Below are 22,443 nucleotides of genomic sequence, written 5' to 3'. Positions count from 1 at the left end.
GCCGCGGCCGGGCTCGGCCTGTCGTAATGTGTTCGTTACATATGTCGCAATAACGCAGAAAGAGGACGATAAACGGCACTGGTCAGCCATGCGTTTCAGGCATACCCGCTAACAGACACGAACCATCGGATTCGCTCATGAAACGCTATTCAGCTTTTGCCGTCGCGCGGGAAGCCCTGCGCTATCACACCGGATGGGAGCGCGCCTGGCGCTCGCCGGCCCCCAAGCGCCACTACGATGTTGTCATCGTCGGCGCTGGCGGTCATGGCCTTGCCACTGCCTACTATCTGGGCAAGAATTTCGGCATTACCAATGTCGCAATTATCGAGAAGGGCTGGCTGGGGGGCGGCAATACGGGCCGGAACACCACCATCATCCGCTCGAATTACCTGCAGGATCCGTCGGCTGCGATCTATGAAAAGGCGCGCAGCCTGTATGAGACAATGTCGCAGGATCTGAACTACAACGTGATGTTCTCCCCGCGCGGCGTGATCATGCTGGCCCAGACCGAGCATGAGATCCGCGGCTACAAGCGCACCGCGCATGCCAACCTGCAGCAGGGTGTCCCGACCGAATGGATCAGCCCTGAGCGGGTCAAGGAACTGGTGCCGATCATCAACCTGCACGGCCCCCGCTACCCGGTTCTGGGCGGTCTGTGGCAGGAACGCGGCGGCACTGCCCGTCACGATGCGGTGGCCTGGGGCTATGCGCGTGCCTGTTCCGACATGGGCATGGACATCATCCAGCAATGCGAAGTCACCGGCGTGCGCACCGAGAACGGCCGCACTGTGGGTGTCGACACCACCAAAGGCGCGATTGACTGCGATAAGATCGGCATGATCGTGGCGGGGAATGCTTCGGTTCTGGCCGAGCGGGCGGGCTTCCGTCTGCCGATGGAATCCGTTGCCTTGCAGGCGATGGTCTCCGAGCCGATCAAACCCTGCATGGACGTGGTTGTGATGGCCAACACTGTGCATGGCTACATGTCCCAGTCCGACAAGGGCGAGATGGTGATCGGCGGCGGCACTGACGGGTTCAACAACTACACCCAGCGCGGATCGTTCCACCATATCGAGGAAACCGTGCGGGCCCTGGTCGAAACCTTCCCGATGGTGTCGCGCCTGAAGATGCTGCGCCAGTGGGGCGGCATTGTGGATGTGACCGGTGACCGCTCGCCCATCATCTCGAAAACGCCTGTGCAGAACTGCTTTGTCAACTGCGGTTGGGGCACCGGCGGCTTCAAGTCGATCCCGGGATCCGGCTGGGCGATGGCAGAACTGATGGCCACCGGCCATTCGCCGCTGACCGAGGAGTTCTCGATGATGCGCTTCAAGGAAGGCAAGTTCATCGACGAGAGTGTCGCTGCGGGTGTGGCACACTGATGCCGCGCGCCGCCGCAAAATTCTTCGAAGAATTTTGCCAAGGATTTTTGAAAATCCTTGGCCCCCAGTTGGAGAGGTCCGCACAATGCTGATCCTTGAATGCCCTTATTGCGGCGTCAAAGCCGAAGAAACCGAACTGGCCGCGGGCGGCGAAGCGCATCTGAAGCGCTTTGGTCCCGGCTCCTCGGATGATGAGTTCCATGACTACCTGTTCATGCGCGAAAACCCCAAAGGCGTTCACTTTGAACGCTGGCGCCATGCCAACGGCTGCGGCAAGTGGTTCCATGCCGCCCGCTGCACCATGACGCTGGAGGTCTTTGGCACCTACACCGCCCAGACTGCCGTGCCGACGCAGGAGATCATGGACAAGATCACTGCCAAACGCCCCGGCTGGTCCTGGCGCGAATTCTCGGACGGTCAGAAATGATCCGCCGCCTGACTGAAACATCCGCTTTTCTTTTGAAAGGTCTGCGCACATGAGCACGCGTCTTGCCAAGCACGGCCGGCTGATCGACCGCTCCAAACAGATCGCCTTCACCTTCAACGGCAAAACCATGAAGGGCTTTGCCGGCGATACACTGGCGTCCGCCCTTCTGGCCAACGGCCAGGTGATGATGGGCCGCTCGTTCAAATACCACCGCCCCCGCGGCGTTGTCGCATCCGGTTCGGAAGAGCCCAATGCGCTGATGCAGCTGGGCGTGGGCGACCGTTACGAGCCGAACCAGCGCGCCACCACCACCGAGCTGTTCTCGGGGCTGTCGGCGAATTCGCAGAACCACTGGCCGAGCCTGGAGTTCGACGTTCTGTCGATCAACAACAAGCTGTCGCGGTTCCTGACGGCCGGCTTCTATTACAAGATGTTCATCCACCCGCGTCCGCTGTGGAAACACGTCTATGAGCCGATCATCCGGAAGTCTGCCGGTCTGGGCAAGGCGCCCGACGCAGAGCTGAAAGACGCTGACACCTACGAGCATTTCTACTTCTTTGCGGATGTGCTGGTGATCGGCGGCGGCGTAGCCGGCCTGCAGGCGGCCAAGGCGGCTGCGGCCACCGGCGCCAAGGTGCTGGTGATGGAGCAGAACAACCATTGGGGCGGCCGCGCGCCGGTTGACGGCGGCACCATCGACGGTGAAGCCCCCGACGCCTGGATCGCCAAGACCCTGGCCGAGCTGGGCGCGATGGACAACGTCACCCTGCGCGACCGCTGCATGGGCTCGGGCGTCTATGACCACGGCTATGCCCTGGGTTATGAGCGCCTGACTGACCACGCGCCGGGCCAGGGCGGTCCGCGCCACCGTCTGTGGCGGGTCCGCGCCAGCCAGATCGTCACCGCAACCGGTGCCATCGAACGTCCGCTGTCCTTTGCGGGCAACGACGTGCCGGGCGTGATGCTGGCAGGGTCGATGCGCGACTATGTGGTGAACTGGGGCGTGAACCCGGGCCAGAAAGTTGTGGTTGCCACCAACAACGACGACGCCTATCGCACCGCGCTGGTGCTGCATGACGCCGGCGTCGAAGTGGTCCGCGTGGTTGATACCCGCGAAACCGGCGGCGGCGAACTGATGGAAGCCGTGCGTGAAAAGGGCATCCGGGTTGAGCTGGGCCGTGCCATCGCCAAGGTGAAGGACGGCAAATGCGTGACCCAGGTCTCCATCTGCGCTCAGAACGGTGAAGGCGGCGCCCGCGAAGACGTCGAAGCAGATGCAGTTGCCATGTCCGGCGGCTGGTCGCCGGTGGTCCACCTGTGGTCCCACTGCGGCGGCAAGCTGACCTGGGATGAGAAAAACGCCAATTTCCGCCCCGATGCCTCGCGTCCGCCGCTGGGCCACGACGGCAACGGCTTTGTGGTTCCGGCTGGTGCCGCAAACGGCGAGTTCGGCCTGGGCGCGCTGCTGGAAGACGCGGCTGCGGCTGGTTCGAAAGCGGCTGAGGCTGCTGGCTTCCCGGCGAAATCCGTGGCGGCTGCCAAGGGTGTCTCTGAGGATGAAGCGCAGATGGAAGCGGTCTGGCTGATGCCGGCTAAGGCGGACATCAAGCTGCGGATGAAGTCCTGGCTGGACTATCAGAACGACGTGAAAGTTTCGGACGTGCAGCTGGCTGCCCGCGAAGGTTACGAGAGCGTTGAGCACACCAAGCGTTACACCACGCTGGGTATGGCGACTGACCAGGGCAAATTGTCCAACATCAACGGCTTGGCCATTTTGGCCGACAGCCTGAATTCGGAAATCCCGTCGGTTGGCACCACAACCTTCCGTCCGCCGTACCACCCGATCTCCATCGGTGCGATCGCGGGCGAGGCGCGGGCCGAAATCTTCCAGCCGGTGCGCAAAACGCCGATCTATGACTGGATGGACAAGAACGGTGCGGATTGGGAACCGGTTGGCCAGTGGCGCCGCCCGTTTGCCATCACCCAGCCGGGCGAGGACCGTCATGCCGCGGTGAACCGCGAGGTGAAAAACACCCGCGAGAACCTTGGCCTGCTGGACGCCTCGACCCTCGGCAAGCTGATTGTCAAAGGGCCGGATGCAGGCAAGTTCCTGGACATGCTCTATACCAACATGATGTCCACGCTGAAGGTCGGCAAATGCCGCTATGGCCTGATGTGCTCGGAAAACGGTTTCCTGATCGATGACGGCGTTGTTGCCCGCATCGACGAGGACACCTTCTTGTGCCACACCACCACGGGCGGTGCCGAAAGCATCCATGGCCACATGGAAGAATGGCTGCAGACCGAATGGTGGGACTGGAAAGTCTATGTCGCCAATGTGACCGAGCAGTACGCCCAGGTTGCCGTGGTCGGCCCCAACGCCCGCAAGGTGCTGGAAAAGCTGAACGCGCAGGCAGGCGGCGGCATGGATCTGTCGAAAGAGGCACTGCCGTTCATGGAATGGCGCGACGGGCAGATCGGCGGCTTTGACGCACGGGCTTACCGGATCTCCTTCTCGGGTGAGCTGTCCTATGAGATCGCGGTTGCGGCATCGGAAGGCCAGGCGTTCTGGGATGCACTGATGGACGCAGGCAAGGAATTCGGCGTCATGCCTTACGGCACCGAGACCCTGCACATCCTGCGGGCCGAGAAGGGCTTCATCATGATCGGCGACGAAACCGATGGCACCGTGATCCCGCAGGATCTGGGTCTGCATTGGGCGTTGTCGAAGAAAAAGGAAGACTACCTGGGCAAGCGCGCCCAGCTGCGCAACCACATGGCGGATCCTGACCGCTGGCAGCTGGTTGGCCTGGAAACGGTGGACGGTTCAGTGCTGCCGGATGGTGCCTATGCATTGGGTGAAGGCGTCAACGCCAACGGCCAGCGCAACATGATCGGCCGGGTGACCTCGACCTATCATTCCGCGACCCTGGGCCGCGGTATCGCCATGGGCCTGATCAAACACGGTCCCAAGCGGATGGGCGAAGTGGTCGAGTTCCCGGGCACTGACGGCAAGACCTACAAGGCCAAGATCGTTGATCCGGTCTTCTACGATAAGGAAGGGGAAAAGCAGAATGTCTAAGGCTGTTTCCGTACTGAACGGCGCGCACTTCTCCGGCCTGGCCAAGGTTGAAGACGCGGGCCTGCAGGGCATGATCACCCTGCGCGGCGATCTGGCATCGTCGGTGCTGAAGGCGGCTGTCAAAGCCGCAACCGGCGCCGAGGTTCCAGGCCAGGGCAGTATAACGGTCGCCGAAAACGGCGCCGTTGCCTGGATGTCGCCGGATGAGCTGCTGCTGCTGGTGCCTTATGAGGATGCGGTTTCCAAAACTGCTGAATTGGCAGAGGCGCTGAAAGGCGAACATGCGTTGGCGGCGAATGTCTCTGACGCCCGTGCCTTCTTCCGCGTGTCGGGCGAAGGCGCGCGCGAGGTGCTGGGCAAGGTAAGCCCTGTGGACTTTGACGCAGCGGCATTCAAACCCGGCCAGTTCCGCCGTTCGCGCCTGGCGCAGGTGGCTGGCGCCTACTGGTTGAACGAGGATGGCAGCTTTTACATCGTCTGCTTCCGCTCTGTCGGCGAATATGTGTTCAAACTGCTCAGCACAGCGGCGCATCCGCAAAGTAAAGTGGGTGTTTACTAAAATTTTCACTCGCTTTTTGCTTGTGACGCCATCACGCGTCATTTACGGTGCCCTGGAGACCTTCCGGGGCACCGTTTTTTACATTTAGATCCCCTGGAAGAACCTTTTGCATTGACTGCAACTGATTGAATTTAATGCCTTTCCGTGGCGGAAGGAGGGGCTGTGTAAAATGTTTCAGGGAGCGGCTGATGCGCCTGCCGGCATGCGGAATTCTAGCATTGGTTTTAACGTTATCCGGGGCGGGGGCCCTGGCGGAAACCAGCTTTCGCTGCAACCTGAAACCGATTTCTGGAGCATCCTGGATTCCTGGCCGTATCACCGTACGGTTTTCTGATGATTTCACCACTGCACTGGTCACCGATGCGGCGTTTGGGGTGTCTGTTGCCGCCAAGGTTTCGCAACGCAGCAAGTCAACTTATGCACTTAGCTGGTCGTTGCCTGGGCTTGCGGTGCTGACGGACAGCGGGCAGGCGAAGCCGCGCTTCAGGGCTGCGCTGAACACCGCAAACCTGAAGATGACCATTCAATCAATCCGTACAGGCAGCGCAGTGCAACCGCCGCGCGGTTCGGGGACCTGCCGCCGGGAGCCGTCTTTGTCACTGCTGGCCCAGAACCGCATCGGCTTGAACTAGGCGCCTGTACTGGCTTGGCGGGCAATCTATTGATTGCCGCGCAACTGCAGATTGCCGTTGCATCGGAGCTGGCATCCTTGCATCACTGCGCTGCAAAAAAAGGACCCATCTGAATGAAACGATATCTACTGGCTGCATCCATTGTGCTGGCAGCCGCGTCCTCTGCAGCGGCGGGAGCAAAAGCCACCATCACATATGACTGCGAGATAAAGGTATTCACAAGCAACGGCTGGATAGCTCCGCGGGTGCTCGTCATGTGGGATGAGCAGTCTGAAACGGCAAAGATTTACGACGGTTACATCCACGATCTGGTCGGTGAACCTATCCCGGCGACTGTCGAAAAGCGCAGTGAAACATCGTATAATCTGGACTGGCGCGTGAGCGATATTCCAGTCAGCAATGCCAGAACCAAAGTTGATGGACTGTACTCTGCCGTGCTCAACATGAAGCAGAACACCCTGTCGATCCGGGGCGTTATCACCGGTTTTGACAACGCGCCGCGCGGCAAAGGTAAATGCATAGTCAAGAAAGGCTGAGGCCGGCACAGCGCCGGCCGGGCAGGCGTAATCTTTTTGCACATAGGCCTTGCGCGGAAATGGGGCCTTGGCACTTGACCTGATAGCGCGCGCACAGCATGTATCTGCGCAGGAACGCAATCTTTTTTCACAGGGGGCCCAAATGGCTTTTGAACTTCCCGATCTTCCTTATGCACACGACGCCCTGGCCGCCAAAGGCATGTCGGCCGAGACCCTGGAGTACCACCACGACCTGCACCACAAGGCCTATGTCGATAACGGCAACAAGCTGATTGCCGGCACCGAGTGGGACGGCAAGCCGCTGGAAGAGATCATCAAAGGCACCTATGATGCCGGTTCGGTTGCCCAGAACGGTATCTTCAACAACATTTCGCAGCTGTGGAACCACAACCAGTTTTGGGAAATGATGGGTCCGGGCGAAAGCGCAATGCCGGGCGAGCTGGAAAAAGCGCTGGTTGAGTCGTTTGGCTCGGTTGACGAGTTCAAGTCGCAGTTCTCGGCTGCAGGCGCCGGCCAGTTCGGTTCCGGTTGGGCCTGGCTGGTTAAGAACGCCGATGGCTCGCTGGCGGTGACCAAGACCGAAAACGGCGTTAACCCGCTGTGCTTCAACCAGACCGCGCTGCTGGGCTGCGATGTGTGGGAGCACTCCTACTACATCGATTTCCGTAACAAGCGTCCGGCGTATTTGACCAACTTCCTGGACAATCTGGTGAACTGGGAGAACGTCGCCTCGCGGATGTAAGTCCTGAGCGGCATGAATTCTGGAACGCCCGGTCTTTTTTGACCGGGCGTTTCTTGTTTGGACCGGCGGCAGGCGCGTATTGCGCACGATGGGCCGGAGCAGGGGAACGGCGATGACAGAGGCAGCCAAAGGCATATTGGCAATGGTTTCGGCTTGCGTGGTCTGGGGGCTGTCGGGGATCTATTACAATGCATTGTCGCATGTGCCGCCCGAACAAGTCCTGTCGCACCGGGCATTGTGGTCGTTCCTGTTCTTTGCCGGCGTGTTGCTTTTTCAAGGCCGGATCGGCGCCTTAGGGGCCGCTTTCAGCGGCAGGCGGAACATAATGTTTCTGGTTCTGGCAACGGCGATGATCTCGCTCAACTGGTTTGTGTTCATCTCGTCAGTGCAGACCGGTTATGCGACCGAAGCGAGCCTGGGATACTATATCTTTCCGCTGCTGAGCGTGCTGCTGGGGCGGCTGGTCTTCGGTGAACAGCTGACCCGGGCGCAGGTCGCGGCAGTGGGGCTGGCGGCACTGGCAGTTGCGGTGCTGTCCTTCGGGCTGGGGGCAGCCCCTTTGATTCCGCTGGTGCTAGCGATTAGCTTTGCCCTTTATGGTGTTGCAAAGAAACAGATTCCATTGGGTCCGGTGGTCTCCGTCACCGCCGAGGTGCTGCTGATCCTGCCCGTGGCGCTGGCGGTGATCTGGCTGACCGGCGGCGCGGGCTTTCTGGACAGCACCACGACCGCCGTGATGCTGGCGTTTTCCGGCATTCTGACCGGGCTGCCGCTGATCCTGTTCAGCTATGCCGCCAAACGGGTGCGGCTGGGGACGGTGGGTGTGTTGCAGTACCTGAACCCGACGTTGCAATTCCTGGTGGCGGTGCTGGTCTTTGCCGAGCCATTCACTCCTTGGCACGGCGCGGCTTTTGCGCTGATCTGGAGCGCAGTTGCGGTGTTCTCGTTCTCGGCTTTGCGTCAGGAGCGGGCGTCGCGCAGGGCGGCGATTGCGGCCACCGGGGTGTCGGCCCAGATCAGATAATCCGCGGTGTCCTGACCGGCAAAGCCCTGGCGGACGATATGGTCCAGCAGGTCGCGCAGCTTGTCCCAATAACCTGCTGCGTTCAGGATCACGATGGGCTTGCTGTGCAGACCCAGCTGGCGCCAGGTGAGGGCCTCGAACAGCTCATCCAGCGATCCGGCGCCGCCAGGCAGAACCACTACCGCATCAGCGTTCCACAGCATGACCTTTTTGCGTTCATGCATGGTTTCGGTCACAACATAGGTGTTGAGATCGGATTTGCCGACTTCCCGCTGTTCCAGGTGGCCGGGGATCACGCCAAAGGTTTCGCCGCCTGCTGCCTGGGCGGCACGGGCGACCTCTCCCATCAGCCCGACATCGCCGGCGCCATAGACCAGCCGCATCCCGTTTTCAGCAAGTGCAGTGCCAAGATCCTGTGCGGCTTGGGTATAATCGGGCAGTGCTCCGGCGCGCGAACCGCAATAGACACAGATGGATTTGATGCTCATCGGCCAGCCTTTCCGTGGAATTTCAAGGTGAAACGCAATTGGTGTTTTGACCCGTGATAGCGGGATTGGTAAGTTTGCTCAACTAAGCGGAAGGCAACATTCCGCAAATGCCGAAGGGATCGAAATGGCGGAAGCATCTGGAAGCGGGGGCCTGGGGGCCCTCACAATTGGCGGTATTGCCGGCGTGGCCGCGGTGCTGGGCGGCGTGGCGCTGTTCCAGCTTGGGGTGTTCGGCAGCGGCCAGCCAGGCAGCGGGGCGCTGGACGGGCAGACGGACGGCCAGGCGGCAAACGGGAGCAGTGCGTTTTCAGGGGATGGCGATGAATCCGGCCAGCCGCTGCAGAACCGGGCACGATCCGAAGCTGAAACTGCTGTCCCTGAATCTGCGGCTGTTATTCCAGACACCGGCGGAGCTGAGGCTGAAACAGGTGCGCCGGCAGCGGCCTTGACGGTTGCGGATCCGGAGGCAGATCCGGAACCAGTGCCGGAGGCGGCTGCGGCAGAGGAGCCTGCTGACACAGAAGTGTCTGAAGATCGGCCGGTAACTATTGAATCTAAAACAGAAGTTTCCTCGGAACAAGCGGCCGGGGCGGAGGCGCAGCCGGAAGAAGTCGCCTTGGCCGAACCTGGTGGAGAAGTGCAGGACGCCGGTCAAGCAGCACCGCAAGCGCCAGACGCCAAGGAAGACGTCTTTGTTCTGGAAGCCCCCGAGCTGGACCTGGTGCGTGTCGACAACGAGGGCGCTGCGGTGATTGCAGGGCGCGCGCAGGCGGGGGTGCGCATTTCAGTCTTGCTGGACGGCGAAGTGCTGGAGCAGCTGGAAGTGCCAGCGGGCGGTGAATTCGTCTCTCTGACCACGATTGCGCCAAGCGCCGATGCACGGGTGGTGTCGCTTCTGGCCGAACATGAAGGGCAGGAAAATGCCTCCGGGGCGTCCTTTATTCTGGCGCCGGTCAGCCCGGTCGCGGTCGCTGCGGCGGGCGAGGCGGCCCAATCGGCGCAGGCTGCGGCAACCGGGGCTTCGCAGGCAACGGGGGCGGAACAAGACGTCACAGCGCCTGCGCAGGAACAAGTTGCCGCCCTGAACCCTGCAGAGGATGCAGGCGCGGAACAATCCGGGGCTGAAGCATCAGCGGCATCTCTGGATCAAGCCGCAGGCTCAGTTGCAGGACCGGCGGACACAGACATTGATGTTGCCAGCGCCGGGCAGGCAACAGCCAATGCCGCAGCCGAGGCGCCGGCTGCAGCAGACCCGGCATCTGCCGTCGAACCCGGAACGCCGCAACCGCAGGGACAGGCTGTGGCCGTACTGAGGGCTGATTCCGAGGGCATTGAAGTGGTGCAGCCTGCAACTCCTGCCGATCCAGGGCTGAGTGATGAAGTGGCATTGGATTCAATCAGCTACAATGGCAGCGGCGGGGTCGAGCTGTCGGGACGGGCGCAGCCGCAATCACAGGTGCGGGTCTATGTGGACAACCGGCCGGTGGCGGAACTGGGCGCCGCGGCAGACGGGCGCTGGAGCGGCCGGCTGGAGGATGTGGCGCCAGGCATTTACACCCTGCGCCTGGATGAGGTCGAACCGGCAACCGGCGCTGTGGTCAGCCGTCTGGAAACCCCGTTCAAACGCGAAGCGCCTGAAACGCTGCCGCAACCGGGCGGCGACGCAACGCCGGATCAGCCGGTGCCATTGGTTCAGGCGGTAACAGTGCAGAAAGGCGATACGCTCTGGGCGATTTCGCAGCAGAAATACGGCAGCGGTTTTTTGTATGTCCGGGTTTTTGAGGCCAACCGCGGTGCGATCCGTGATCCGGACCTGATTTACCCGGGGCAAGTCTTTACTGTTCCGGAGTGACGCCAAAGAACCGCGCCCCTGCGGCGCGTTTTTCCTGTCCGCCCCTCGCAAATCCGTGAACAGGTGAATATCTGAAGGGGTCAAGCCAGGAACCGCCATGACCCAGACTGACCAGGCCGCCGCGCCGCTGCAAACCGATACCGCCGAAGACGAACGCCGCTCAGGCCTGCGCACCTTGCGCAAGGTGGGACCGTATCTGTGGCCCAAGGATAACCGCGCCGTGAAGGTCCGGGTTGTGCTGGCACTGGCGGTGCTGGTCCTGGCCAAGCTGATCGCGGTTTATACACCGATGCTGTACAAGGGCGCGGTCGACAGCCTGGCTGGAGAAGGCGTGCCTCCGCTGGCCCTGGGCGCCGTCGGACTGACGGTGGCCTATGGTGTGTCGCGTGTCCTGACCACTGGCTTTCAACAACTGCGCGATGCGGTCTTTGCCCCGGTCGGGCAGCGCGCCCTGCGGCGGTTGGCGCTGGAGACCTTTACCCATATCCACCGCCTGTCGATGCGCTATCACATCACCCGCAAGACCGGGGGCCTCAGCCGGATCATCGAGCGCGGTGTAAAGGGCGTCGAATTCCTGCTGCGGTTCATGCTGTTTTCCATCGGACCGCTGATCCTGGAGCTGACGCTGGTGGCGGTGATCCTGACGGTGCTGTTTGACGCCTGGTATCTGGCGGTCGTGGCCGGCACCATCGCTCTGTATGTCTGGTTCACCTTTGCGGTGACCGAATGGCGGGTGAAGCTGCGCCGCGAGATGAACAAACAGGACACCGATGCCAACCAAAAGGCCATCGACAGCCTGCTGAACTACGAGACGGTCAAGTATTTCGTTGCCGAGGAGCGCGAGGCGGCCCGTTATGACGGGGCGATGCGGGGCTATGCGCAGGCGGCACTGAAAACCGCTTATTCCCTGGCAGCGCTGAACTTCGGCCAGAGTATGATCATCACCGCGGGCCTGATCGGGGTGATGGTGATGGCTGCGATCGGGGTGCAGCAGGGCGCGATGACGGTCGGCGATTTTGTCATGGTCAACGCCTATATGATCCAGATCACCGTGCCGTTGAACTTCCTTGGCACCGTTTACCGCGAAATCCGCCAGAGCCTGGTGGACATGGGGGAGATGTTTGACCTTTTGGAACAGCCCGCCGATGTCAGCGACCGCCCGGGGGCTGGCGAGTTGCAGGTCAATGGCGGCCGGATCACGCTGGAGGATGTGCGGTTTTCCTATGATGCCGGGCGGGAAATCCTGAAAGGTGTCTCGCTGGAGGCAGAGCCGGGCCAGACCGTGGCTATTGTCGGCTCCACCGGGTCGGGCAAATCGACCATCGGACGGCTGTTGTTCCGCTTTTACGATGTCACCGGAGGCGCGTTGAAGATTGACGGGCAAGACGTGCGCGACGTGAGTCAGAAAAGCCTGCACCAGGCAATTGGCGTCGTGCCGCAGGATACCGTGCTGTTCAACGATACGATCCGCTACAACATCGCCTATGGCCGCGACGGGGCCACTCAGGATGATGTGGAGCAAGCGGCGCGCGACGCGCAGATACATGACTTTATCGCGGCCCTGCCTGCGGGCTATGACACCCAGGTCGGTGAGCGCGGTTTGAAACTGTCGGGCGGCGAGAAACAGCGGGTCGGCATCGCCCGAACTTTGCTTAAGAACCCGCCGGTGCTGCTGCTGGACGAGGCAACCTCGGCGCTGGATAGCGACACGGAGCAGGAGATCAAGGAGGCATTGGCGCGGGCGGGGCGGGGGCGCACGGTGATCACCATCGCGCACCGCCTGTCAACCATTGCCGAAGCCGACCGGATCGTGGTGCTGGAGCAGGGGGAAATTGCCGAAACAGGCACCCATGACGAACTGCTGGCACGGGGCGGCCGTTATGCCCGGCTGTGGCAGCGCCAGCAGGCGGACCAGGACGCCGCATAACAGCAGGCTGCAAAGCGGTCTGATGACACAGGCCTCCGACGCAGAAGGCCGGCTTTGCAACCGGCCTTTCCTGGTTCCTGCACTCAGGAGCGGGTTTAAAAATCGTCCCAGCCGGCGTTGGCCGCCTTGGCTGGCATTGGAACGGCCGAACCGAACTCGATTTCTCCGCCATGTGCGCTGGGGCCTGCCGGTGCCGTGTCTGCAGGCGTGCTGCGGGCCAGCGGGGCGGCAAGTCCGGCAATCTTGAACTGTGCCATCAGCTCCGCCAGCTTGCCTGCATCGGTGTGCAGCATATGGCCGGCAGCAGTGGCTTCTTCCACCATGGCGGCGTTCTGCTGGGTCACCTGGTCCAGCTGGCTGACGCCGGTGTTGATCTCACCCAGGCCGGTCGACTGCTCCGCCGCTCCCTCGGCAATGTTGGAAATCAGTTCTGAGACAGTATTGACGCGGCCCACTATGCTGGTCAGCGCTTCGCCGGTTTCGCCAACCAAATCAACTCCTTGCTTCACATGTTTGGAGCTGTCGCCGATCAGCGTCTTGATCTCGGTTGCTGCATCAGCCGAGCGCTGCGCCAGAGCCCGGACCTCGGAGGCGACAACGGCAAACCCTTTGCCGGCCTCGCCTGCACGGGCTGCCTCGACACCTGCATTCAGGGCCAGAAGATTTGTCTGGAAAGCGATATCGTCGATTACCGAGATAATCTGCGAGATCTTGGCCGAGGATTGTTCGATCTCATTCATTGCGGCAACCGCGTTCCGCACCACTTCGCTGCTCCCTTCGGCTTCCAGGCGGGCTTCCTGCATCGTGTGCTCCACGTCGCGGGCCCCCTCGGCCGCGGATTTCACCGAGGACGTCAGCTGCTCCAGCGCGGCGGCGGTTTCTTCCAGCGTGGCGGCCTGGCTTTCGGTACGGTTCGACAAATCGTCCGAGGCGGTGCTGATTTCGGTCGCGCCGCTATGAATACTGCCAGTGGCCGTGATCACCTGTTCGATGGTCTCTTTCAGTGTAGCCACTGTGGTGTTGAAGCTTTGGCGCAGCTGATCGTATTCTTCCGGAAATGCCTCGTTGATGGTGCATTCGAGATCGCGGTTGGAGAGGCGGGCGAGATTTTCTTCAAGCTTGCCCACAACGGCGCCGCGGTCGGCGATGCGGCTGGCCTCGATGGAAGCGAGCTTGTCTTCGGCCTCTGCAAGGGCGGCACGGGTTTTCTCCATCGCGCGGCTGAGCTTTCCGACTTCGGTCTTGGACTGCAGATATGCCGGTTCGAAATCAAATTCCTTACTGGCGAGCCTGTCGAGGTCCGCCTGCAGGGCGCCGAACTGCTTGGTGAATGCCATGATCAGGCGCAGGCCGATGGCTGTGCTGACAGTCAGCGACACGGCGACAGCAGCCAGGGTCAGGATCAGTGCCTGGCGGGCATTGCTTGCTTCCTCGGCTGTAAGGGCAAGCATTGCACCGGTGACAGAGTTTTCCACATCTCTAAGAGAACCGACCCAGCGGGTTGCCCGGTCAAACCAGTTCTTTGAGGCGTAGCCGGGTGCCGGGTTGCCTGGGCCCGCCTCCAGAACTTCGGTGCGGATGCCAGGCAGTCCGGTTGGTTCCAGGCCCTGGCGGATGTTCAGTTCAGGCAGCATCCGGCCAAATGCAAGGCCCGCGATATCAAGAAGCTGTTTCTCCACGGCATTTGTTCTGCTGAACCAACGGTAGATATCCAAGTTGAAACTGCCTTGGCCAAAGCCCGCTGCACCGGCAGCCCGCTGCTGGCCTGCAGCTTCCTTGGCGTAGGCGAGGCTGACGAGACCGGCGCTGAGCTGTGCCAATTCTGCATTTTTCTGATGCAAAAGCTGGTTGCCTGTGTCTTGTAAGATGCTGGCGATCATTGCGGAATAGCGGACCCCCATCCGGCCAGGCTTCAGCTCTTGCGCGGTAACAGAGCCGCGCAATGCCGCAAGCTGATCCAAATGTTCTACGATGCCGACCGCCGATTGCGGAACATTTTGCACGGCAGCGTCCACTTCGGTCCTGATGCCGGTCAGATCAGCCGTGCCGGCTTGCCCGGCCGAGGACAGATAAATTGCTGATAAGCCGCGCTCAACCTGCAGGAAGTGGACTACTTTCATCAGTGCCACGGATTCGCGGGTCTGTTCCTGCGAGACCTGTGCACTTTGGAAACGGTTCCAGTCCGCCAAAGCTTTGAACCCGCCGATACCAGCCAGCGCGATGAACGGGACAGCGATCAGTGTCAGGATTTGCGATCGAAGTGACATTTTTTCCCCAAACAAGAATACACGCAAAACAGAAGCGTACTTCTGTGCAAACCCACATAAAGGGGGAGATATAACATATAGTGAATGTTGCAATTGATACGGTGTCTAACATGCGTGAGACATATTGAGATTGCCTTAATGTGCGACAGATTCCGGCAGTTTCTGACGCAAAACGCTGCATTGATAAGTTGCAAAGGCCGGATTGTTTTGTTTGGGAGTGCTGGTGTTTGAGAAAAGTGTTTTTTTACAGTTTCTTACGAGTGTTTTGGGCCCTTGGAGCTGGCTGGGTGCTCTTTACAGCAGAGTGTTTAAAACTTTAGCGTCCAACGGGCAGCGGCCTGGTTCAGAATTTGCCGGAGACACTCAGTTTGGCACCCCGGTTTCTGGAGCTGGCGGCGTTGCTGCAACAGGCTTGCATCCCGGCGGTGGCGGAGGAGGATGGGCGGCGAGCCCGACCGGGACACAGTCCTTCCGGCAGCTCATTGTCTTCAGGCCGTGCAGCCGGAAATCTCGTGTCACGCGGTCGGGGTTCCGGGGCTAAGGACCTGAAGACACTAACGTTGCGAGGGCATCGGCAATGCGGCTGTAATCTTTGCCCAGATGGTGCCCGCCGTCGAATTCCAATCTTTGAGCGCCAGGTTGCTGCACAGCTGGGCAGGCGCTGACAGTTTCCTTGCGGCCATACAGACACAGGATCCGTTTGGGTGGAAGGCTGGCGGCCAAAACGTCAATCGCCGGGGCCACCGCAACCGAGCCGGTCTGCCGGCCCAGCCACCCGCCAACAACGATTTCAAATCCGGTATGGGTCTCAGGCGCGATCAGGCCGACCCCCGCCAGCCGAGCCCGAAAATCCTCTGGCACCTCTGCGGCGGCGAAGGGCAGGGTGCTGGCGCCAAGCGAGAACCCCAGCAGCAGAACCTTGTCCCGCCTGAACACGCGGCGGAAATGAGAGTCGATGCGGACAAGATCCGCGGCGATCTGCTCCGGGCGTTTCTCCTGCCACATGTAGCGCAAGCTGGAGATACCGGCCACCGGGATGCCCCGTGCGGCCAGCCGGTCGGAAACCTGCTCGTCAAAATTGGCCCAGCCGCCATCGCCGGACAGAAAGATGGCGTAGGTATCGCTGGCTGGCGCATCCGCCTGCTGGTGAATGGTAAGAGGCAGGCTGTCCAGGCCGGAGCCTGCGGCGGCGGTCTGCGTGTCAAAGGCGTGATCGGTGCCCGCCAGACGCAGGTAGCTTTGATAAAACGCGCGGCGCGGATCAGGTTCCGGCGCGACCACGGCGGCGCCCGCGATGCCGCTGGCGGCCGAGACGGTTCCCGGCTGCGCGATGTCCAGCCATCGCACCGGGGCCTTGCCAGCCTGCGCATCTTTCAGGGCGTTGCCTGCGCAGGGCACAGGGGATGCATCAAAGTGCACGGTGACGAGCCCCTTGAAGCTGCTGGGCGCGGCGGCGGCGGCGTGGAAGGCGATGGCCGCGCCCGCGCCATAGCCGGACAATACCGGAGTGCGGGCGAGCGCGCCCTGCTGCTGCTGCGTGCGGCGGGCCAGGCCGGACAAAAGCGGCGCGGCGGCAGCGCAATCCCCGCCCGCCTGCGCCAGCAGCGCCCGCCCGTCAACGCCCACGACCAGGGTGTGCATGTCCGACAGGCGCTGCGCCCGGTCCGCCAGTTCCCTGGTCCAGCCTTCGGCGCCGGTGATGATCAGCGCTGTTGAGCGGGCCTCCTTGCCGTCCGGAGTTATGACAGCGGATGGCTGAAGCCCGCGCGCACCCGGTTGGCCGAGATAAGTGCCGGCAGCCAGAAGCAACAGCGCCGCGGCCCCGGCAAATCCTTTCCGCATAGTAAGGTGTCGCGCCATGTGCTGCCTTTCCCGGCTCAGTCTCTTTTGCAGCCAGAATATGCAAAACTTCCCTGCGGAACAGTGAACGGAACCAGGACTGTTCCATGTAGACGCTTACGTAAGGGAACGCGGCAATTGCTTTCCCCATTGACCGGCAAGGTGGCGAAACTAAAGTGCTGTCATTCCGGGATCAGCGGCACAGGCGCCGGCTGACCTGATTGAAAGGACACATAGATGAAGACCCTTCTGCCTGCCGCCGCCGCAGCTGCCCTCCTGGCCTTTCAGGCCCCGGCCTTTGCTGAAGACCTGGAATTCCTGCTGATCAATGACAGCAGTGCTGACCTGGTTGAATTCAACGTATCCCCGGCGTCTTCCAGCAACTGGGAAGAAAACCTGATGGATGGCGGCTATCTGGCGCCTGGGTATGAGATCGGCGTTGTGATTGCCGACGGTGCAACCACCTGCGTTTACGACATCCGCGGCAGCTTTGACGATGGGTCCGAGGCAGAAGACTTTGGTCTCGATCTGTGTGATCTGGGCGAATACACTTTTACCGACTGATCCAGCCAAGGGCGGGGCGTTCCCCGGCTGCTGCAAAGGAAAAGCCCCGCCGGAGCGGGGCTTTTTTGGTGGCCGGACTATTCGGCTGCGCGCAGGCGGCCCTGTGGCGCGGGCGGTTCGGGTTGTCCCTCATCGGCTGGATCTTCAGCCGTTTCAGGGGCCTCGCTTTCAACCCACTGGATCTCCGTCGTCGGCAGCTGGCGCGCCTTTTTGAACAGCCGCGAGTCCTGGGCAATGCGGCTGGAGCGGCCGCGGGTGATCCGCGACAGCGCCCGGCCCAAGGCACGCATGTAGGTGGAGAACCATACCCGGATTGCCAGCAGCGAGGGGGTGACGACCAAGGTCAGCACGGTAGCGATGCCCAGGCCGAAGACCACCGCGGTTGCCAGCTGTTTCCACCACAGCGCAGTGGGGCTGTCGATCGAATAGCCGCCATTGATGAAATCGAGGCTGACGCCGAACATCATCGGCGTCAGGCCCGCCATCGTGGTAATGGTGGTCAGCAGCACCGGGCGGATACGCGCCTCGGCGGTGCGGATGATCGCCTCGATCCGGGGCATCTGCTGGGCGAACTCCTGATAGGTGTCGATCAGCACGATATTGTTGTTCACCACAATCCCCGCCAGCGCCACGATGCCGGTGCCGGTCATGATGATCGAGAACGGCTGCTGCATCACCATCATGCCGATCAGCACGCCAGTGGTGGACAGCACCACTGCCAGCAGCACCAGTGCGGCGTTGTAGAAGCTGTTGAACTGGGCCAGCAGGATCACGAACATCAGCGCCAGCGCGCCGGCGAACGCCTTGGACAGGAAGGCGCCGGATTCCTCTTGCTCCTCCTGATCGCCAGTCCATTCCCAGCCGATGCCGCGGGGCAGGGGGTCGCTTTCCAGCCACTCGGTAATGACGGCGATCCGCTCGTTCGGGTTCACCGGGCTGATCCTGGCACCATCCTCAAGTGCTGCCTTCAGCGCCTCAAGGCTTTCGGCACCCGTCAGTTGCACCAGCTGCAGGGTCTTGCCATTGGGCGCGACGATGGTTTCTCCGGTCGCTGGTGTGCCTTCGGGCACGTCCTTCAGCAGCGCCAAACGGGTCATTTCGCCGGTTTCCGGATCTTCGGTCACGGCCTTGCTCAGACCTGCATCCACATCGGCTTTGACGTCATAGAACCGTTCCTGGCCGATGCGGTTGATCTGGGCCAGTTTCGGCACCGGCTGGCGGGTGACGAAGTTGGACAGCGGCACCAGCCCGTCGGATGTGCGGACCTTGAGGGTGTCGAGCGTCGACAGCACCCGGTCCTGTTCCGGCAGGCGGACGCGGATGTCGATCTCCTCGTCCGAGCTGTCGACCCGCATAGTGTCCAGAAGGATGCCGCGGGTGACCAGCTGAACCATCGCGCCCACGGTCGCCACATCGGCGCCGAAACGGCCGGCTTTTTCGACGTCCACGTTGATCTGCCAGTCGATGCCGGGGAGCGGCAGGCTGTCCTCGATCAGGATCAGGCCAGGGGTGTTTTCAAAATGCTCCCGCGCGGTCACGGTGGCAGAGGTCAGGTCTTCCCAGCCGTCGCCGCGCAGGCGCAGGTGCACTGGTTTGCCCGAGGCAGGACCTTGCGCCAAGGCGCGGACCTCAACTTCGAACCCGGGCAGCTTGACCATTTCGGCGTTCAGCTCCTCCAGAACCGTGTTGCCGTCGTATTCCTCGGCAATGAGTTCTTTTTCAAAGCCCAGATACTTGCTCAGCAACCCGCCGAACCAGCCGTCCAACGGCTCGCTGTCGGTGGGGCGGTCTTCCCAAGGGATGATCTCGAACTGGACCTGGCCGATGGTGTCGGGCGGCAGCTGCGCACCGGAGCTGTCGGTGTTCAGGCCGCCGTCGCCGGCAAAGGAGAAGACGTTGATCACCGCGTGGTGCTGCAGGATGATGTCTTCGGCTGCGCGGACCATTTCGTCCTTTTCTTGCAGCGAGATGTTGCCGCGCGCGCGGACATAGGCGGTGGCCTGTTCCGGTTCCGAATCCACGAAGAATTCAACGCCCAGGTTGTTTTCGCCAAAGGTTTTGAACACTGTCATGATGGAGAATGCCACCACGGCGATGGTCACGATGGGCATTACCGGGTTGCCGGCGATGAACTTGATCACATGGCCAAAAGGTGTGTGGTGGTAACCGGGGGTAACCTCTTTCTGCTCGCGCTCGATCTTGACCGCACTCAGGGTGATGGAAGCGGCAAAGGAGGCAAGTGTGAAGACCAGCCCGCCAAACAGCACGCCGCCCAATCCGCCGGCCCCGCCGCCCAGCAGGTACGACGGGTTCAGCATCTGCATGGCGCCTGCAAACATGCCCCACATGGCCACCGGCACCAAAGCGGCGCGCAGCCACCAGGGTGCAACCATGCGCAAGGCGCGGGAGGCGCCCTCAAACGTGCGGCTGATACGGCCGGTGACACCGCCCATGACAGGCAGGTAGATCAGCGCGACCACCAGCGAGGCCGACAGCACGAAGATCATGGTGACCGGCAGCATGCCCATGAATTCTCCGGGCACGCCGGGCCAGAACAGCAGGGGCAAAAAGGCGCAGAGCGTGGTCGCGGTGGAAGAGACCACCGGCCAGAACATCCGCTGTGCAGCCTCGACATAGGCGTGCATCGGGCCGGTGCCCTCCTTAATGCGCTTGTCGGCGTATTCGACAATCACAATGGCGCCATCCACCAGCATGCCCACGGCAAGGATCAGGCCGAACATCACCATATTTGAAATGGTTACGCCCATCAGCGCCAGGAAGGCAAAGCACAAGAGGAACGAGGTCGGGATCGCAAAGCCGACAAGCAGCGCAGCGCGGCTGCCAAGCGCGGACAAAACAACGATCATCACCAGCGCCACGGCGGTCAGGACCGAGCCTTCCAGCTGGCTGACCATGGAACCGACCACGCGGCTTTGGTCGTTGGAGGTGCCGACTTCAACCGCGGCCTGCAGTTCCGGCGGCCATTTGGATTTGGAGGCTTCCAGCGTCTCTTTCACCATGTTGACGGTGTCGATAACGTTGTAGCCCTTGCGCTTGACCACCTGCAGCGCCACGGTGTCGCCGCCGTTAAACCGGGCAGTGCCGACCCGGTCCTCGAAGGTGAAGTTGATTTGCGCCAGTTCCCCCAGGGTGACCACACGGTCGCCGTTGGTTTTGACCGGCAGCTGATAGATATCCTTCACTTCGTCGAACGAGGAGGGGATCTTGACCGCAAAGGTGCCCTGCGCGGTTTCCACTTCACCTGCCGCAATCAGCTGGTTGTTGTTCTGCACAACATTGATCAGCTCAAGTGCTGTGACGTTATAGGCCTCCAGCCGCAGCGGGTCGATCAGCACCTCGACCATCTCGTCGCGGTTGCCGGCGATCCCGGCTTCCAGCACTGCGTCCAGGGCTTCAAGATCGTCCTGCAAGTCCTTGGCAATACGCGCCATCGTGCGTTCCGGCACTGCGCCGGTCAGGTTCACAATGACAATCGGGAATTCCGAGAAGTTGATCTCGGTGATTGAGTATTTCTCGGCGCCCTCGGGAAACTCTGCCTCGGCCTTGTCCATGGCGTCGCGCACGTCGGCCATGATCGCGGTCTTGTCCCAGCCGAAATCGAATTCCAGCGCCACACCGGCATAGCCTTCTGCGGCGGTGGAGGTCATCTTGTCGAGCCCGTCAAGATCGGCCAGCTCGGTCTCCATCACCTTGACCATCAGGGATTCGGAATCCTCGGCGGAAATACCGGGGAAGGGGACCGAGATGAACAGGGCGGGGATTTCGATGTCCGGCTCGCCCTCTTTGGGCAGCATCGAATAGGCGACGCCGCCGACAAGCAGCGAGATTGCTATAAAGGCAAGGACCATCCGGGCACGGCCGGCAGCCCAATCGACAATGCCAATCACTGTTCAGTCTCCCGGTAGGTGGCCGCCACGGCGACGCCTTCGGTCACAAAGTCCTGCCCCACCACGATCACATCCGCAGTTTCAGGCAGGCCGCCGAGCCAGACGCCGTCGGCCTCATCCCTGAGCAGTTGCACAGGGTAGAATACCACGGTGCTGTCGGAACCGACAACACGCACGCCCAGCTTGCCTTCGTTGTTCAGCGTCAGCGCCGATTGCGGCAGCTTATGCGCAAGCCGGCCGGCTGAAGAAATCGCAATATCCGCGGTCTGGCCGTCACGGATGCTGAGATCCGGGTTGGGCACGGTGATTTCCACCTCAAACGTGCGGGTGTTCGGGTCGGCAGAGCGGCTGAGGAATGTGACTTCCCCTTGCACGTGCTGGCCGGTTGCCAGTTCGGCGCCGGCCGTGGCGCCCAGGGTCACCTTGTTCACCTCGGCCTCGGGCACGTAGCCAACCAGCTTGATGGTGTCGAGCTGGATCACCGTGCCGCACAGGCTGCCGGGCTGCAGCAGGCTGCCCAGCTCGGCGGTGTCGCTCTCCAGCAGACCGTCAAACGGCGCGGTGATGGTCAGATGGCTGAGTTCTTTTTCAGCAGTGGCCACAGCGGCCAACGCCGTCCGTTCTAGGGCCTCGGATGAAGCCAGCCGGGTTTCCGAGGCGTAACCGCCCTGGGACAGTTTAGCGGAGGCGGTCAGATTGATCCGGGCTTCTTTCAGCTGGGCCTGCGCCTGCAGCAGCATGGCCGGGCGCGTTCCGGGGTCCAGCTCGCACAGCAGGTCGCCCTTTTTAACATGCGACCCTTTGCGCAGAGGTTCGGAAATCACGGTCGATGTGATCTCGGCGCGAACCTCGACCTGGCGGATCGCCTGGGTCTGGCCGCGCAGGATGACCGCACTGCCAATGGTGCGCGCTTTGCTTTGCAGGGCCACCACGCCAACGCGCGTGTCTGCGGCCTGGGTCAGCGCCTGGCCGTCATCAGTGCCGGCTTCGGCCTCGGCTGCCTCGGGGGCATTCTCGCCACGGGCAAAGGCCATCAGGTCGTCGCGCTCAATCACCACCAGATAGAGGCCAGCCGTCACAGCCACTGCAGTCAGCATCGGAATGATACGCATGTCGGGTCTTCCTGTTTCTTGTCTGGTCCCGGGTGCAAAATGAGCCATAGCCAGAATACGGCGGGGCCTGCTCACAACGGGAGTCGCGCGTATGTGATAAGC

The 22,443-nt window shown here is 61.7% G+C and carries 16 protein-coding genes; 11 read left to right on the top strand and 5 right to left on the bottom strand.

What is annotated here, in order from left to right; translation table 11 throughout:
* The first annotated feature begins 137 nt into the window (after positions 1-137).
* The 8 genes from A2I95_RS01580 to rarD all read left to right on the top strand — a co-directional run bounded on the left by A2I95_RS01580 (position 138) and on the right by rarD (position 8,384).
* Positions 138-1,382, top strand: a complete 1,245-nt coding sequence (locus A2I95_RS01580; RefSeq protein WP_291727120.1) for a sarcosine oxidase subunit beta family protein — start codon at positions 138-140, stop codon at positions 1,380-1,382.
* A gap of 85 nt (positions 1,383-1,467) precedes the next feature.
* Positions 1,468-1,809, top strand: coding sequence for a sarcosine oxidase subunit delta (locus A2I95_RS01575; protein WP_259991778.1), 342 nt, complete (start codon positions 1,468-1,470; stop codon positions 1,807-1,809).
* 49 nt (positions 1,810-1,858) lie between these two features.
* Positions 1,859-4,891 (top strand): sarcosine oxidase subunit alpha family protein, encoded by a 3,033-nt coding sequence (locus A2I95_RS01570; RefSeq protein ID WP_291727117.1) that lies wholly within the window; start codon positions 1,859-1,861, stop codon positions 4,889-4,891.
* Entirely contained in the window at positions 4,884-5,450 is a 567-nt protein-coding gene (locus A2I95_RS01565; protein WP_291727115.1) for a sarcosine oxidase subunit gamma, read from the top strand. Before A2I95_RS01570 ends, A2I95_RS01565 begins: the two co-directional genes overlap by 8 nt.
* 188 nt (positions 5,451-5,638) lie before the next feature.
* On the top strand, positions 5,639-6,082 hold the full coding sequence (locus tag A2I95_RS01560) for a hypothetical protein (RefSeq protein ID WP_291727113.1): 444 nt from the start codon (positions 5,639-5,641) through the stop codon (positions 6,080-6,082).
* A gap of 113 nt (positions 6,083-6,195) precedes the next feature.
* Complete coding sequence (locus A2I95_RS01555) at positions 6,196-6,618, top strand: hypothetical protein (protein WP_291727111.1); 423 nt, start codon at positions 6,196-6,198, stop codon at positions 6,616-6,618.
* Between the two features lie 142 nt (positions 6,619-6,760).
* Entirely contained in the window at positions 6,761-7,360 is a 600-nt protein-coding gene (locus A2I95_RS01550; RefSeq protein ID WP_291727109.1) for a superoxide dismutase, read from the top strand.
* A gap of 112 nt (positions 7,361-7,472) precedes the next feature.
* On the top strand, positions 7,473-8,384 hold the full coding sequence (gene rarD, locus A2I95_RS01545; protein ID WP_291727107.1) for an EamA family transporter RarD: 912 nt from the start codon (positions 7,473-7,475) through the stop codon (positions 8,382-8,384).
* Here rarD and A2I95_RS01540 read toward each other — a convergent pair.
* Positions 8,321-8,872, bottom strand: a complete 552-nt coding sequence (locus A2I95_RS01540) for a TIGR00730 family Rossman fold protein (RefSeq protein ID WP_291727105.1) — start codon at positions 8,870-8,872, stop codon at positions 8,321-8,323. The genes rarD and A2I95_RS01540 overlap by 64 nt on opposite strands.
* 124 nt (positions 8,873-8,996) lie before the next feature.
* Between A2I95_RS01540 and A2I95_RS01535 the strand changes: the two genes are divergently transcribed.
* Positions 8,997-10,724: a LysM peptidoglycan-binding domain-containing protein gene (locus tag A2I95_RS01535; RefSeq protein WP_291727103.1), complete on the top strand. Its 1,728-nt coding sequence runs from the start codon at positions 8,997-8,999 to the stop codon at positions 10,722-10,724.
* Between the two features lie 97 nt (positions 10,725-10,821).
* Positions 10,822-12,651: an ABC transporter ATP-binding protein/permease gene (locus tag A2I95_RS01530; protein WP_291727101.1), complete on the top strand. Its 1,830-nt coding sequence runs from the start codon at positions 10,822-10,824 to the stop codon at positions 12,649-12,651.
* Positions 12,652-12,746: 95 nt separating this feature from the next.
* On the opposite strand, the gene A2I95_RS01525 is transcribed toward A2I95_RS01530, so the two are convergent.
* Positions 12,747-14,918, bottom strand: coding sequence for a methyl-accepting chemotaxis protein (locus tag A2I95_RS01525; protein ID WP_291727099.1), 2,172 nt, complete (start codon positions 14,916-14,918; stop codon positions 12,747-12,749).
* 537 nt (positions 14,919-15,455) lie between these two features.
* A complete protein-coding gene (locus A2I95_RS01520; RefSeq protein ID WP_291727097.1) occupies positions 15,456-16,778 on the bottom strand; it encodes an AcvB/VirJ family lysyl-phosphatidylglycerol hydrolase in 1,323 nt (440 codons plus the stop codon).
* Between the two features lie 216 nt (positions 16,779-16,994).
* Between A2I95_RS01520 and A2I95_RS01515 the strand changes: the two genes are divergently transcribed.
* Entirely contained in the window at positions 16,995-17,321 is a 327-nt protein-coding gene (locus A2I95_RS01515; RefSeq protein WP_291727095.1) for a hypothetical protein, read from the top strand.
* A 77-nt stretch (positions 17,322-17,398) separates the two neighbouring features.
* Here A2I95_RS01515 and A2I95_RS01510 read toward each other — a convergent pair whose 3' ends face one another.
* Together A2I95_RS01510 and A2I95_RS01505 are read right to left on the bottom strand one after the other, a co-directional pair.
* A complete protein-coding gene (locus A2I95_RS01510; protein ID WP_291727093.1) occupies positions 17,399-21,229 on the bottom strand; it encodes an efflux RND transporter permease subunit in 3,831 nt (1,276 codons plus the stop codon).
* On the bottom strand, positions 21,226-22,341 hold the full coding sequence (locus A2I95_RS01505; protein ID WP_291727091.1) for an efflux RND transporter periplasmic adaptor subunit: 1,116 nt from the start codon (positions 22,339-22,341) through the stop codon (positions 21,226-21,228). The genes A2I95_RS01510 and A2I95_RS01505 overlap by 4 nt, the downstream gene beginning before the upstream one ends.
* Positions 22,342-22,443 lie beyond the last annotated feature (102 nt).

Source organism: Leisingera sp. F5, assembly GCF_001593695.1.
The sequence above is the reverse complement of the archived record's forward strand: the minus strand, read 5'-3'. Positions and strand labels throughout refer to the sequence as shown.

Excerpts from the sequence above, each read along its gene's own strand:
- A2I95_RS01580 (WP_291727120.1), top strand. The coding sequence starts at position 138 with ATGAAACGCTATTCAGCTTTTGCCGTCGCGCGGGAAGCCCTGCGCTAT.
- A2I95_RS01555 (WP_291727111.1), top strand. The coding sequence starts at position 6,196 with ATGAAACGATATCTACTGGCTGCATCCATTGTGCTGGCAGCCGCGTCC.
- A2I95_RS01570 (WP_291727117.1), top strand. The coding sequence starts at position 1,859 with ATGAGCACGCGTCTTGCCAAGCACGGCCGGCTGATCGACCGCTCCAAA.
- A2I95_RS01535 (WP_291727103.1), top strand. The coding sequence starts at position 8,997 with ATGGCGGAAGCATCTGGAAGCGGGGGCCTGGGGGCCCTCACAATTGGC.
- A2I95_RS01575 (WP_259991778.1), top strand. The coding sequence starts at position 1,468 with ATGCTGATCCTTGAATGCCCTTATTGCGGCGTCAAAGCCGAAGAAACC.
- A2I95_RS01550 (WP_291727109.1), top strand. The coding sequence starts at position 6,761 with ATGGCTTTTGAACTTCCCGATCTTCCTTATGCACACGACGCCCTGGCC.
- A2I95_RS01540 (WP_291727105.1), bottom strand. The coding sequence starts at position 8,872 with ATGAGCATCAAATCCATCTGTGTCTATTGCGGTTCGCGCGCCGGAGCA.
- A2I95_RS01505 (WP_291727091.1), bottom strand. The coding sequence starts at position 22,341 with ATGCGTATCATTCCGATGCTGACTGCAGTGGCTGTGACGGCTGGCCTC.
- A2I95_RS01525 (WP_291727099.1), bottom strand. The coding sequence starts at position 14,918 with ATGTCACTTCGATCGCAAATCCTGACACTGATCGCTGTCCCGTTCATC.
- A2I95_RS01530 (WP_291727101.1), top strand. The coding sequence starts at position 10,822 with ATGACCCAGACTGACCAGGCCGCCGCGCCGCTGCAAACCGATACCGCC.
- rarD (WP_291727107.1), top strand. The coding sequence starts at position 7,473 with ATGACAGAGGCAGCCAAAGGCATATTGGCAATGGTTTCGGCTTGCGTG.
- A2I95_RS01565 (WP_291727115.1), top strand. The coding sequence starts at position 4,884 with ATGTCTAAGGCTGTTTCCGTACTGAACGGCGCGCACTTCTCCGGCCTG.
- A2I95_RS01560 (WP_291727113.1), top strand. The coding sequence starts at position 5,639 with ATGCGCCTGCCGGCATGCGGAATTCTAGCATTGGTTTTAACGTTATCC.
- A2I95_RS01515 (WP_291727095.1), top strand. The coding sequence starts at position 16,995 with ATGAAGACCCTTCTGCCTGCCGCCGCCGCAGCTGCCCTCCTGGCCTTT.
- A2I95_RS01520 (WP_291727097.1), bottom strand. The coding sequence starts at position 16,778 with ATGGCGCGACACCTTACTATGCGGAAAGGATTTGCCGGGGCCGCGGCG.